Source organism: Sphingosinicellaceae bacterium (assembly GCA_019285715.1).
In the GTDB taxonomy this organism is placed as follows: Bacteria; Pseudomonadota; Alphaproteobacteria; order Sphingomonadales; family Sphingomonadaceae; genus Glacieibacterium.
Window position 1 is genome coordinate 3,183,608 of sequence record CP079108.1, and the last position, 13,296, is coordinate 3,196,903.

General features: G+C 68.0%; 10 protein-coding genes. 5 read left to right on the top strand and 5 right to left on the bottom strand.

The genetic code is table 11. The annotated features are described in order from the left end of the window. Positions 1-40: 40 nt before the first annotated feature. The 3 genes from KX816_14520 to KX816_14530 all read left to right on the top strand — a co-directional run bounded on the left by KX816_14520 (position 41) and on the right by KX816_14530 (position 5,785). A complete protein-coding gene (locus KX816_14520; protein ID QXQ08595.1) occupies positions 41-997 on the top strand; it encodes a nitronate monooxygenase in 957 nt (318 codons plus the stop codon). A 1-nt stretch (position 998) separates the two neighbouring features. After that, positions 999-3,263: a phosphoenolpyruvate--protein phosphotransferase gene (gene ptsP, locus KX816_14525; GenBank protein ID QXQ05447.1), complete on the top strand. Its 2,265-nt coding sequence runs from the start codon at positions 999-1,001 to the stop codon at positions 3,261-3,263. A 383-nt stretch (positions 3,264-3,646) separates the two neighbouring features. Further along, positions 3,647-5,785 (top strand): catalase, encoded by a 2,139-nt coding sequence (locus KX816_14530; GenBank protein ID QXQ05448.1) that lies wholly within the window; start codon positions 3,647-3,649, stop codon positions 5,783-5,785. An 8-nt stretch (positions 5,786-5,793) separates the two neighbouring features. Here KX816_14530 and KX816_14535 read toward each other — a convergent pair whose 3' ends face one another. Beyond that, complete coding sequence (locus tag KX816_14535) at positions 5,794-6,075, bottom strand: hypothetical protein (GenBank protein ID QXQ08596.1); 282 nt, start codon at positions 6,073-6,075, stop codon at positions 5,794-5,796. 164 nt (positions 6,076-6,239) lie between these two features. Here KX816_14535 and rpmB point away from each other — a divergent pair, with 164 nt between their 5' ends. Continuing rightward, positions 6,240-6,551: a 50S ribosomal protein L28 gene (gene rpmB / locus KX816_14540; GenBank protein QXQ05449.1), complete on the top strand. Its 312-nt coding sequence runs from the start codon at positions 6,240-6,242 to the stop codon at positions 6,549-6,551. A gap of 91 nt (positions 6,552-6,642) precedes the next feature. Here the strand turns inward: rpmB and KX816_14545 are convergent, their stop codons facing one another. Next, positions 6,643-7,614, bottom strand: coding sequence for a cation diffusion facilitator family transporter (locus KX816_14545; protein ID QXQ05450.1), 972 nt, complete (start codon positions 7,612-7,614; stop codon positions 6,643-6,645). 118 nt (positions 7,615-7,732) lie between these two features. Between KX816_14545 and KX816_14550 the strand changes: the two genes are divergently transcribed. Continuing rightward, on the top strand, positions 7,733-9,826 hold the full coding sequence (locus KX816_14550) for an acylase (protein ID QXQ05451.1): 2,094 nt from the start codon (positions 7,733-7,735) through the stop codon (positions 9,824-9,826). A 381-nt stretch (positions 9,827-10,207) separates the two neighbouring features. Here the strand turns inward: KX816_14550 and KX816_14555 are convergent, their stop codons facing one another. The 3 genes from KX816_14555 to KX816_14565 form a co-directional block, all read right to left on the bottom strand. Further along, a complete protein-coding gene (locus KX816_14555) occupies positions 10,208-11,479 on the bottom strand; it encodes an amidohydrolase family protein (GenBank protein QXQ05452.1) in 1,272 nt (423 codons plus the stop codon). A 40-nt stretch (positions 11,480-11,519) separates the two neighbouring features. Further along, positions 11,520-12,221, bottom strand: coding sequence for a MerR family transcriptional regulator (locus tag KX816_14560; GenBank protein ID QXQ05453.1), 702 nt, complete (start codon positions 12,219-12,221; stop codon positions 11,520-11,522). Between the two features lie 69 nt (positions 12,222-12,290). Beyond that, complete coding sequence (locus KX816_14565; protein ID QXQ05454.1) at positions 12,291-13,289, bottom strand: hypothetical protein; 999 nt, start codon at positions 13,287-13,289, stop codon at positions 12,291-12,293. Positions 13,290-13,296: the final 7 nt, after the last annotated feature.

Here is a 13,296-nt window from a genome sequence, read left to right on the forward strand (position 1 = left end):
GGCCCGCGGCACCGCCTTCCTCGGCTCGCGCTACGCCGTCATGGCGGGCGCGATGACCTGGGTGTCGGAGCGCAATCTCGTCTCCGCGATCAGCAATGCCGGCGGCTTCGGCGTGATCGCCTGCGGGTCGATGACACCCGACCTGCTCGACACCGAGATCGCCGCGACCAAGTCGCTGACCGACAAGCCGTTCGGCGTGAACCTCATCACCCTTCACCCGTCGATGAGCGATCTCATCGACGTCTGCGCCAAGCACAAGGTCGGCCACGTCGTGCTGGCCGGCGGCCTGCCGCCTGGCGGCGCAATCGAGCGGATCAAGGCGAGCGGCGCAAAATTGATGTGCTTCGCCCCGGCGCTGGCGCTCGCCAAGAAATTGGTGCGCTCGGGCGTCGATGCTCTGGTCATCGAGGGCTCCGAGGCTGGCGGCCACATCGGCCCGGTCAGCACCTCGGTGCTGGCGCAGGAGATGCTGCCCGTCGTGCGTGATGTGCCGATCTTCGTCGCGGGCGGCATCGGGCGCGGCGAGGCGATCGCGGCCTACCTCGAGATGGGCGCCGCCGGGGTCCAGCTCGGCACGCGTTTCGCCGCCGCCACCGAGAGCGTCGCCCACGCCAATTTCAAGCGCGCCTTCGTCCGCGCCTCCGCCCGCGATGCCGTCGCATCGGTCCAGTTCGACGGCCGCCTTCCGGTGATCCCGGTGCGCGCCCTCAAGAACGCCGGCAGCGAGGCGTTCAGCGCCAAGCAGCGCGAGATGGTCGGCCACCTCGACAGCGGCGCAGTCGAACTCGCCGAGGCCCAGCTCCAGATCGAGCACTACTGGGCTGGAGCCCTGCGCCGTGCCGTCGTCGACGGCGACATCGAGACCGGCAGCCTGATGGCCGGCCAGTCCGTCGGCATGGTGACCAGCGTGCAGCCGGTGGCCGAGATCATCGCCGAACTCGTCGCCGAAGCCAGCGCCGCGCTCCACCGGCGCTCGCAACCGCTGGCGGCCGCATAAGATGGCGGTCTCCGCTGCGCGGTCGATCCTGACCCGCCTTCACGACGTGATGGCGGCGAAGACGGCCCCGCAGTCGAAGCTCAATGCCGTCGTCAACATCGTCGCCGAGGGCCTGTCGAGCGAGGTCTGCTCGATCTACCTGCTCCGCGACGGCGCCCTCGAACTCTACGCGACGCAGGGCCTCGCCCAGTCCGCCGTCCACGTCACCAAGCTGGCGCTCGGCCAGGGCCTCGTCGGCACTATCGCCGTGACCCGCGAGCCGCTCAACCTGGCCGAGGCGCGCTCGCACCCCGACTTCGCCTATCGTCCTGAGACCGGCGAGGAGGATTATCACAGCTTCGCCGGGGTCCCGATCCTGAGGCGCGAGGCCGCGATCGGCGTGCTCGGCGTCCAGCATTCGGAGCCGCGCGACTACCAGGACGTCGAGATCGAGGCGCTGCAGACCGTTGCGATGGTGCTGTCGGAGCTGCTGGCGGGCGCGGGCCTCGTCGACGACGCGGCGGCGGCCAAGGCACGCGGCCAGGCCAGCGGGCCGCTGCGGCTGACCGGGCTCAAGCTCGTCGACGGCTATGCGAAGGGCATCGCTACCCTCCACCAGCCCCGCATCGTCATCGAGCACACCGTTGCCGAGGACACCGAGGCCGAGCGCCGCCGCGTCTACGGCGCCTTCGAGAAGATGCGCGCCCAGATCGACCGGATGATGGGCCAGGCCGAATTCGACGGCGGCGGCGAGCACGAGGAGATTCTCGAGACCTATAAGGCCTTCGCCTACGACGAGGGCTGGAGCCGCCGTATCAACGAGGCGATCGACACCGGGCTGACCGCGGAGGCCGCGATCGAGCGCGTCCAGCAGCGCACGCGTGCGCGCATGAGGTCTATCCCCGACCCGTACCTCCGCGAGCGGCTGGCCGACCTCGACGACCTGTCCAACCGCCTGCTTCGCATCGTCTCGGGCCAACTCGGCACCGCGGCGCAGTCGGGCCTGCGCGCCGACATCATCCTGCTGGCGCGTAACCTCGGACCCGCGGAGCTGCTCGAATACGACCGCCGCTTCCTCAAGGGCGTCGTGCTCGAGGAGGGTTCGCCGACCGCCCACGTCACCATCGTCGCCCGCGCCATGGGCATCCCGGTGATCGGCCGCATCCGCGACTACCGCACCGCGATCGCCGACGGCGACGAGCTCCTGCTCGATGGCGGCGAGGCGGTGCTCTACGTCCGGCCCAGCGCCGACATGCGCAAGTCGTTCCAGTCGATGAGCGCAATGCGCGCCAAGCGCCAGGCAGGCTATGCCAAGCTCCGCGACCTGCCCGCCGTCACCCGCGACGGGGTGCCGGTGACGCTGCTGATGAACGCCGGGCTAGCGGGCGATGCGGAAGCGCTGCGCGAGACCAACGCCGACGGCATCGGGCTGTTCAGGACCGAATTCCAGTTCCTCGTCGCGGCCACTTTGCCACGCCGCGAGCGCCAGACCCAACTGTACCGCACCATCCTCGATGCCGCTGGCGACAAGCCCGTGGTCTTTCGCACCGTCGACATCGGCGGCGACAAGGCGGTGCCCTACATGAACGCCGACGACGACCGGGAGGAGAACCCCGCCATGGGCTGGCGCGCGCTGCGCCTCGCGCTCGATCGCGACGGCCTGATGAAGGTCCAGGCGCGCGCGCTGATCGACGCGGCGGCGGGCAAGTGCCTGAACGTCATGTTCCCTATGGTCAGCGAGCCGTGGGAGTTCGCCGAGGCCCGCCGCATCGTTGAGGATGCCCGCGACCAGGCTGTCAAGCGCGGGCGTCCCGTGCCGAGCGAAATCCGCTACGGTGCCATGCTCGAGGTTCCGGCGCTGGCGGAGGCGCTCGACGTGCTGCTGCCGATGGTCGACTTCCTGTCGATTGGCACTAACGACCTGACCCAGTTCCTGTTCGCCGCTGACCGCGCCAACCCGCGCCTCGCCGACCGCTACGACTGGCTGAGCCCGAGCGTCCTGCGCTTCCTCCGCCGTATCGTCCGCGCCTGCTCTGCGGCCGGTGTGCCGGTCACGGTCTGTGGCGAGATGGGCGGTCGCTCGCTCGAGGCGCTGGCGCTGCTCGCGCTCGGCATCGACCGGCTGTCGATCACCCCGGCCGCAGTGCTGCCGATCAAGGCGTTGGTCCGCACCGTCGCGCTGACGCCGCTGCGCGCGATGATGGACGATTGGCTCGACGCGCCGGGCAGCGATGTCCGCGAACTGCTGCGCTGCGCCGCCGATGCGCAGGGCGTGGTGCGCGCTTAGGGCCAACCCCTCGATTGTCGTCCCGGGCTTGACCCGGGACCCAGCTTCCCCGCGCTGGGTCCCTGGTCAAGCCCGGGATGACAATCGCGCGCTGTCCTACACTTGGCCCATCTGGTACATTATGGGCCAGACGAAGTCACCGTTATGCACATTTTCTCATATTTAGCGACAAGCTAGGGGGTGCAAGCCATTGTTAAGCAGTCACACGCTCTCGTTCGCCCGAGATTTCGACAGGCCCGCGATAGTGTCAACTCTGACAACTCTCGCCTTGATCGGCAGGTCTGTCGCGGCCCCCAGCCCCTGATCGCCGATAGTTACACCGCCGCGCGGGTCCGATAACGGCGGCATGCGTTCCGTCCCCAATCCCTACCCTGGAGACGACCATGGCCACCATCACCAAGCCCAAGACTGCGCCCGCCAAGAAGACCGCGACACCCGCGGCGAACTCGCTCCCTGCCGCTGCCTTCGACATCGGCAACGGTGGCGAACAGCATCAGGTCGCGACCGGCGGCCAGCCGGTCCTGACGACCAACCACGGCATGCCGATCTCCGACGATCACAACAGCCTCAAGGCCGGCCCGCGCGGCCCGACGCTGCTCGAGGACTTCGTTCTCCGCGAAAAGATTTTCCACTTCGACCACGAGCGTATCCCGGAGCGCGTCGTCCACGCCCGCGGCCTCGCGGCGCACGGCTATTTCGAGCTGACCGACAGCCTCGAGGGCATCACCACAGCCAAGATCCTGACCCAGACCGGCGTCCGCACCCCGGTGTTCACGCGCTTTTCGACCGTCGCCGGCAACCGTGGTTCGGCCGACGTGGCGCGCGACGTCCGCGGCTTCGCGGTCAAGTTCTACACCACCGAGGGCAACTGGGACATCGTCGGCAACAACATCCCGGTGTTCTTCATCCAGGACGCTATCAAGTTTCCCGACCTGATCCACGCCGTGAAGGAGGAGCCCGACCGCGGCTTCCCGCAGGCGGCGTCGGCGCACGACACGTTCTGGGACTGGATCGCCTGCTCGCCGGAGGCGATGCACATGGTGATGTGGCAGATGTCGGACCGCACCATCCCGCGCTCGGTGCGCATGATGCAGGGCTTCGGCGTCCACACGTTCCGGCTGGTCAATGCCGAGGGCAAGTCGACCTTCGTCAAGTTCCACTGGAACCCGACCCTCGGCATGCAGTCGGTGGTGTGGGACGAGGCGCTCAAGCTTAACGGTGCCGACCCGGACTATCACCGCCGCGACCTGTACACCTCGATCAACGACGGCGAGTATCCGGCGTGGGAGCTCGGCGTCCAGCTGTTCACCGAGGAGGAGGCCGACGGCTTCGACTTCGACCACCTCGACTCGACGAAGCTCATCCCGGAGGAGATCGTGCCGGTGCGGGTTATTGGGCGAATGGTGCTCGACCGTAATCCTGGCAATGTCTTCGCTGAGACCGAGCAGGTCGCTTTCTGCACGCAGAACATCGTGCCCGGCATCGACTTCTCGGACGACCCGCTGCTCCACGGCCGCAACTTCTCGTACCTCGACACCCAGCTGAGCCGTCTTGGATCGACGAATTTCAACCAGATCCCGATCAATGCGCCGAAGTGCCCATTTGGGAACATGCAGCGCGACGGTCACATGCAGACCCATCCGCAGGGCACCCGCGTCGCCTACACCCCGAGCCTGATCGACCCGTCGGGACCCCGCGAGGACCCGGTGAACGGCTTCCGCAGCTTCCCCGCCGCCGTCACCGGCCGGAAGGCGCGGGTCCGGTCCGAAACCTTCTCCGACCACTACAGCCAGGCACGGCAGTTCTTCATGAGCCAGACCGAGCCAGAGCAGGACCACATCGTTGCCGCGCTGGTGTTCGAGCTCAGCAAGGTCGAGCTGCCGATCATCAGGTCGACGATGCTCGGCCACTTGGTCAACATTGACGAGACGCTGGGTGAGCGCGTGGCCGCGGGTCTCGGCCACGACGCGCCGATCGTCCCGGTCAAGGCGGCGGTCGCGACCCGCACCGATCTCCCGACCAGCGCAAAGCTCAGCATCATCGCGCAGGGCCCGCCGACGCTGGTCGGTCGATTGATCGGTGTTCTCGTCACGGATGGTGCCGAGACTGCGACGGTCGGCGCGCTGATCAAGGCTGCCAAGGCGGCAGGCGCATCGATCAAGTTCGTCTGCCCCAAGGTCGGCGGCGTGACCCTCGACGACGGCTCGAAGCTGGTCGGCGACTTCCAGCTCGCGGGCGGCCCGTCGGTGCTGTTCGACACAGTTGCTGTGGTCGCATCCGAGGCCGGCGTCACCGCGCTGCTCGGCGAGGCGGCGGCGGTGTCGTGGGTCCATGACGCGTTCGCGCACCTGAAGGTCATCGCGTTTACGGCGGCCGCACAGTCGCTGCTCGATGCGGCCGGGGTCGAGCCGGATGCCGGGATCGTCGCGCTGGCCAAGGGCAAGGACGCCGCGAGCTTCACCGAGGCGGCGGGGGCTGGTCGTATCTGGGCGCGCGAACCGAGCGTGCGGACGGTTTACTGACCGGTGCGCTAAGCTGGGAACGCCTTGTGCCACGGCGTGATCGACCGCGAGGCGAACAGCCCCGCGAGGTGGTAAGGATCGGCGGCCGCGAACGCTACGGCAGCGTCGCGGTCGTCGAACTCGGCGATCAGGAGTGTCCCGATGGCGCGGCCGTCGTCCTTGAGCAGGGGCCCGGCCACCAGCAGCGCCTCGCCCAGGCTGGCGATGTGCGGCAGATGTGCTGGACGCGTCGCGGCCCGCAACTCCGAGGAGTCTGGCTTGTCGATGCAATGAATGGCAAAATACGGCATCGGCACCTCGCGCTCCAATCGCGCTTTAAAGGTCTAGCGGCGGCGGCGGGGCGGCGAAAGAGGGTATCAGCGGCTGGCTATTTCGCCGCTGCAACTTGACGGATCAACCCTCGTCAGCTATCGCCCCCGCCTTTCCGGTACACCAGAATTCAGGACGAACACGCATGTCGCGCATCTGCGAACTGACCGCCAAGGGTCGCATGGTCGGAAACAATGTTTCCCACGCCAACAACAAGACCAAGCGGGTCTTCCTGCCCAACCTGCAGAACGTAACTCTGATGTCCGACATCCTCGGCCGCTCGATCCGGCTCCGCGTGTCGATGAACGGCCTGCGTTCGGTGGAGCACGTCGGCGGCCTCGACAACTGGCTGATCAAGACCCGCGCCGAAAAGCTCAGCGACCGCGCCCAGAAGCTCCGCCGCGAGATCAAGAAGAAGGTCGCCGCGACGGCTGCCGAGACCGCTCCGGCTGCTTGAGCCGGCTGGCGCTACGGCGCCGGTCCTCGACCAAGCTGCTGAACGACCACGCGCCGCCGCTCCTCTACCGAGGTCGGCGGCGAAGCCGTTTTTAGACCCGCTCGGCAGGCTCCAGCGCACACGTGCTATGGTCAGCCTCGATCTGCACCGTCGGATGAGCGATCCTGTGGTGATGCGACAGGTCGTGCGCCAGCTTCGCCAGCAGCGAGTCGTGCGGTCCGATCCCGGGCACGGTGAGGTGGACCGTCAACGCCACCTCGGTCGTCGACATCGACCAGATGTGCATGTCATGCACCGCGACAACGCCTGGCAGCTCAAGCAGGTACGCCTCCACCGCGGCGCAATCGACACCCTCGGGTACCGCATCCAGCGACAGGCGGAGTGATTCGCGCAGGGTGCCCCAGCTTGCGGCCGCTATGATCAGAGCGACCCCGATGGCGACTGCGGGGTCGAGCCACAGCCAGCCGGTGCGGCTCATCACGAACGCCGCGACGACGACTCCGGCCGAGACCAGCGCGTCGGCGGCCATGTGCTGGAAGGCGCCACGGACGTTAAGGTCGTCCTTGCGCCCGCTGGCGAATAGCCACGCGGTGATGCCGTTGACCGCGATGCCGAGCGCCGCGACCGCCATCACGGTGTCGGTCGCGACCGGCTCCGGATTGGCCAGGCGTTGAACCGCCTCGACGACGATGATCGCCACCGCCATCAGGAGGACTACCGCGTTGATCGTCGATGCCATGATCGACGAGCGCCGGAAGCCGTAGGTGAAGTTCGCGGTCGGCTGCCGCCGTGACGCCCACGCCGCGCCCCACGCAAGCAGCAGCGACAGCACGTCGGCAGCGTTGTGCCCGGCGTCGGCGAGCAACGCCAGCGACCCCGAGGCGACCCCGTAACCTGCCTCCGCCAGCACGAAGCCGAGGTTGAGCACGACCCCGATCGCGAAGGCGCGGTCGAAGTTGGCCGGCGCGTGCGAGTGGCCGTGGCTATGGCTGTGCCCGTGGCCATGCGCCACGGCACCGTGGTCATGCGCTGCAGCGCCGTGGTGGTGATCGTGATCCGCCATGCGTCGTGCTTCGCGGAAACTGATGGCCTCCGTCAAGCGTCACACGGCTTGTGCATTGCCGCAGCCCGGACGTTACCGCTAACGTCAGGCAACGAGACGGCACGAGGGGGAGGCGCGAATGCGGGTCTGGTTGAAGGTCGTGCTTTGGGTCGGCGCCGTGGTGGCGACGCTGCTCGTCGGCCTCGCCAGCTGGGAGAACCTGTCGGCCGTCGCGCCCGCCGCCGACCCCGCCAAGCGCCATGACGTCCGCATAGTCCGCGACAGCTACGGCGTGCCCCACATCTTCGGACGGACCGATGCCGACGTTGCCTACGGCCTCGCCTATGCCCATGCCGAGGACGACTTCCCCAACCTGGAGGAGGTGCTTGCCGCGACCCGCGGGCGGGCCGCCGCGATCAGCGGCGAGGAGGGCGCGCAGCTCGACTTCGCCCTCGGGTTCCTGGACGCCCGCCGCGCTGCCAATGCCGGCTACCTGACCCACCTCGACCAGCCGACCCGCGACCTCGTCGAGGCCTATGCCGCCGGCCTCAACCGCTACGCCGCCAAGCACCCCGGCGAGATCCGGCTGCGGAACCTGTTCCCGGTCACCGGGCGCGATGTCGTCGCCGGCTTCGTCCTGCGCGCGCCCTTCTTCTTCGGTCTCGAACGGACGCTGGGAGCGCTCGTCGAGGGCAAGCTACCGCCCCGCGATTCCGGTGCCGAAGTCGAGAAGGGCTCCAACGGCTTCGCGATTGCCGGCCGCCGCTCGGCCGACGGCGTCACCCGCCTGATCTCCAACTCGCACCAGCCGTGGACCGGTGGCGTCGCGTGGTACGAGGTCGTCGTCCACTCCGATGCCGGCTGGGACTTCGCCGGGGCGCTGTTCCCCGGCGCGCCCTACCCGCTGCTCGGCCACAACAAGACGCTCGGCTGGACCAACACCGTCAACCGCCCCGACCTCGTCGACACCTACCGGCTGGTCATGGACGCGGACGGCACCCACTACCGCTACGACGGCAAGTGGCTGCCGCTGCAGACCCAGAGAGTCTGGCTTCACGTCAAGCTCGGGCCGCTGACACTGCCGATCCCGCGCACCCTCTACCGCTCGGTCCAGGGCCCGGTAATCCGGAATAAGCTCGGCACCTTCGCCGTCCGCTACACCGGCATCGCCGACGTCCAGCAGGTCGAGCAATACTACCGCCTCAACAAGGCCCGCAACTTCGCCGAGTGGCGGCAGGTGATGGCGATGCAGGGCGTACCCGCGACCAACTTCGTCTACGCCGACGCTGCCGGCCACATCGGCATGTTCTACAACGCCCGCTTCCCGGCCCGCACCCCCGGCTTCGACTGGAAGGGCGTGCTCCCAGGCGACACCTCGCGCGACGTCTGGACGACCTACGTGCCGTTCGCGAGCGACCCCGCCGTCATCGACCCGCCGTCGGGCTGGGTGGCGAACTCCAACAACACGCCCCTCCACGCGACCGCGCCCGAGGACGACCTCAAGGCCGCCGCGTTCGCCCCCGAGCTTGGCATCGAGACCTTCATGACCAACCGCGCGACCCGGTGGATCGAGCTGTTCGGCAAGCTCCCCGGCCCGATCAGCCGTGACGACCTGCTCCGCATCAAGTTCGACAAGACCTACGCCCACGCGGGCACCATCGGCACCTGGATCGACCAGCTCATCCACGTCGACACCAAGGGCGACGCGAGCCTCGAGGCAGCGCGGGCCCTCCTCGCCGAGTGGGATTGGACCCAGGACGGACGCGGCGCGGCGGATGCGCTCGCGGCGACGGTGATCGGGTCCGCCGCCCGCTCGATCTATCGCGGCGACCCGCTCCCCGACCCGCACGCGACGCTCACCGAGGACGCCGCGTGGCTGCGCACCCACTTCGGCCGCATCGACCCGCCCCTCGGTGCCGTCCAGCGCATCGTCCGCGGCAAGCTGTCGATCCCGGTCTACGGCGGCCCCGACACCATGCGCGCGATCTACAGCACCCCGGCGGACGGCGTCCGGGTAGCGGATCACGGCGACAGCTTCATCATGCTCGTCGAGTGGGGCAAGGACGGCGCGGTCCACTCGCAGAGCATCCACCAGTTCGGCGCCGCCACCAGCCGCCCCGAATCACCCCATTATGCCGACCAGGCGAGACTGTTCGCCGCCGAGCGCTGGAAGCCGGTGTGGTTCGACGAAAAGGCCCTGACCGGCCACATCGAACGGAGCTACGAGCCGTAAACAGCGTGTCTTGGGTCGTTAGTTAGAGCTGGCCGCGCTCCATGCCATCCCGGGCTTGACCCGGGACCCAGCTAATTTCGAGGTCCGGGTTCGGGGTTAGCTGGGTCTCGGGTCAAGCCCGGGATGACAACGGGGCCCGCATTACGATGAAGCCAGGCATGACAATTAATTTCCAAGCGGCCCAGGGAGCCGCGAGAGTTGTCAGAGTTCACACCCTCGCGCCCTTTGCCGATTTGCGGCGGCTCCGGGCACACAACGACTCTGCAAGGGCTTACGCCGAACGGTTGGCATCCCAGATGAGAAAAAGCGCGCGCCATCGTTCTCGGCGAGGCCGCAGTGTACCAAATCGGTAAGCTGTAGGACAGTCCCGCCCCGTCGCCGCTAGCGCGCGTCCTTCACTACCACGCCGCCCTTGATCACGACCGCGACATGCTGGAGCCGCGTCACGTCGCCGAGCGGATCGCCCGCCACCGCGATCATGTCGCCGTAACGTCCGGCCGCGATCGCGCCGACGTCCTTCGACCGCCCGAGTGCCTCGCCGGCATTGACCGTCGCGGCCTGCACGGCCTGCAGCGGCGTCATGCCCCACTGCACCATCGTCGCGAACTGCAGCGCGTTGGTACCGTGCGGGTAAACGCCCGCGTCGGTACCGAACACCATCTTGACGCCGGCCTTGACCGCCCGCCGGAAGGTCTCGCGCTGCGCCCGGCCGATCAGCTTCTCCTTGTCGAGACTTGCCTGGAAGACGCCGTTCTTGGTGCCCTGCGCGAGGATGTAGTCGTCGTCGTAGATGTCCATCGAGAACCAGCTGCCGATCTTCTTGGCCAGCGCGAAGCTCTCGTCGTCGGCGAGACTGGCGTGTTCGATGGTGTCGGTGCCGGCCCGGAGTGCCGCGTTGATGCCCGCCGTACCGTGGGCGTGGACCGCGACCTTCATGCCGAGCTGGTGTGCCTCGGCGACGAGGGCGTTCATCTCCTCCTGGCTGTACTGCTGGCCGCCGACGCTGTCGGTCTTCGAGAACACGCCGCCGGTGCCGCAGAACTTGATCACCTCGGCCCCGTATTTGCGCAGCTTGCGGACCGTGGCGCGAATCTCGTCGGGACCGTTGGCGACCGCGGGGGTGTCGACGCGGACGTTGGGCGGGAGCTCGGTGACGTCGCAGTGGCCGCCGGTCGCGCCCATGGCGTAGGTGGCGGGCACGATGCGTGGTCCCGGAATGTCGCCATGCTCGATCGCCTGCTTCAGCCCGACGTCGTCGTAATTGTCGCTGCCGACGTTGCGCACCGTGGTGAAGCCCGCCTCGACGGTGAGCTTGGCGTGAGCGACGCCGATCGCGGTCCAGAACGACGGCGTGTATTCGAGCCCGTTGTAGCCCGCGATCGTCGGATCGGCGGTCAGGTGGACGTGCATGTCGATCAGGCCGGGCAACAGGGTCAGCGGCCCGAGGTCGATGCGCCTGGCACCGGCCGGGACGGTCACGCTCGCGGCCGAGCCGGCCGCAGTGATCCGACCATCAACGACGACCACCGCGGCGTTGTCGATGGTCCTGCCCGCAACGACGTCGAGCATATGGGCGGCGGTGACGACGACGGTTTCGGCGTGGGCAGCGGAGGCGAGCAGGCCGATCGCGAGCGCGGCGCAGAACGATTTCATGGCGGTGTCCCCTTTGGCCGCAATGCCTGGCGGCGGCACGTCAGTTGTTGTCGTTCGCGATCCGGCGTCGCGCCGCGAGCTTGGCGAGGATCGTGCGGGTTCGCAGCAGGCCGATCAGCTCGTTGATCGAGCCGATGCCGCGTTCCGCCATGTCGATCGCCTCGGCCTCGTCGACCTGTCCGGCGGTGTGCTCGAAGAACAGCCGCATCTCCTGCGCGGTGATCCATTCGACGAGGTCGAGGTAGATTTTCAGCGCGGCGTTGTCGAAGCCGCGGTCACCGCGGAAACCGACGGCGCGCAGGTCGCCGAGCACCCGCATGATCGCCGCGTCGCGCGCGCTGACGGTGCCCGCCGCGTCGACGGTGATGATGCCGCTGTCACGCTGCTCGACGATGTCGTGATCCTCCGCACCGGTCTGCGCCATCAGCGCGGCGAGCGGCACCCGCGGCGCGTCGTGGTCGAGCCGCGAGGCGAGGATCAGGTCGAGCTGCGGGAACGCCTGCGGCTCGAGCCAGCGCTCGGCACCGCCATCGGCATCGCCGTCGAGCAGGGTCCGGATCACCGCGAGCGGCAGAAAGCGCTCCTCCTGCAGCCGCTTGATGGCGCGCAATCGGGTGACGTGGTCGTCGCTGTACGAGGCCGAGTTGCGGCTGGCGCGCGCCGGCTCGGGCAGCAGCCCCTCGCGGATATAGAAGCGGATCGTCTCGCGACCCACGCCCGTCCGCTCTTCGAGTTCACGCATCCGCAAGTTCAGGTCTCCGGGGCCGGTGCCGAGAGCTAACATACCGGGCACGATACGGAAACCTGCGGGTCAGTGCGACCCCAGCGTCGATTGGCGAAAGGTCTCGAGCATCGCGAGATAGTCGGCGCGGCGAGCGATCAGATGCGGATGCCGCGACACGTCGAACATCTGCTCGCGGAAATAATGGGTCGCGCCGAGCGCCTCCGCGGCGGGATCGCCGTCGATAAAGCCCATGCAGACCTCGGCAATCGCGAGCAGGCGCAGCCACATTATCGAGGTCAGGTCGGGATCGACGGCATCGATGAGCGAGGTCAACGGCTCGAGATAGCCCGGACCGCACGCAGACTGCTCGTCGAGGCAGGCGATGAATTCGTCCGGCCGGACAACACGGTCGGACTTATCGCCCCCCGCAACGATCATCTGGATGGAAATCAGCGGGATCTCGTCGCGGAACATGTGTTCGCGCTGATTGACCCAGTCTACGTCTGGATGCGGCGGATGGTCGAGCGGGACGTCACTGCTCGACAGGCAGCGGTGCAGCTGTTCGCGGAAGCGCAGCAGGCGAATCGTCGATGGATCGACCGAGAAATCGGCGTAGGCGAGTTGCCGGTCGATCAATTCCGTCAGCGCTAGCAGGCGGCCCAGCCGCATCAGGACGCTGCGACCGTAATAGGTCTTCACCGACGTCGAATAGCGAAACCGCCCGAGCGAGACGATCCGCCCGACATAGCCGACACTGGCATTGACGAGTTGGAAGCGCAGCGGCCCGATCGCGGCGTAGAGACGCTTGCGAGCCTCGAAGCGGTACGAACGATCCGCGGCTTCCTCGCCGAGCACGGTCTCGGTCGCGCGCTTGAGATCCGCCTCGAGCCTAGCGCCGGCGGCGGCATAATCGGCATCAAGGGCGGATTTGGACCGGGCCGACAGGTCAGCCAGCTCCGCCTTATGATCTTCCAGCCGCTTTGCGAACTGGTGATCGACGACGCGGCCGGCGAACCACTGCGTTCCGGCCCAGACGGTGCCTCCCGCCCCGAGCACCGAAAGTGCGACGGTCGGGAGGTCCACCATGCCGATC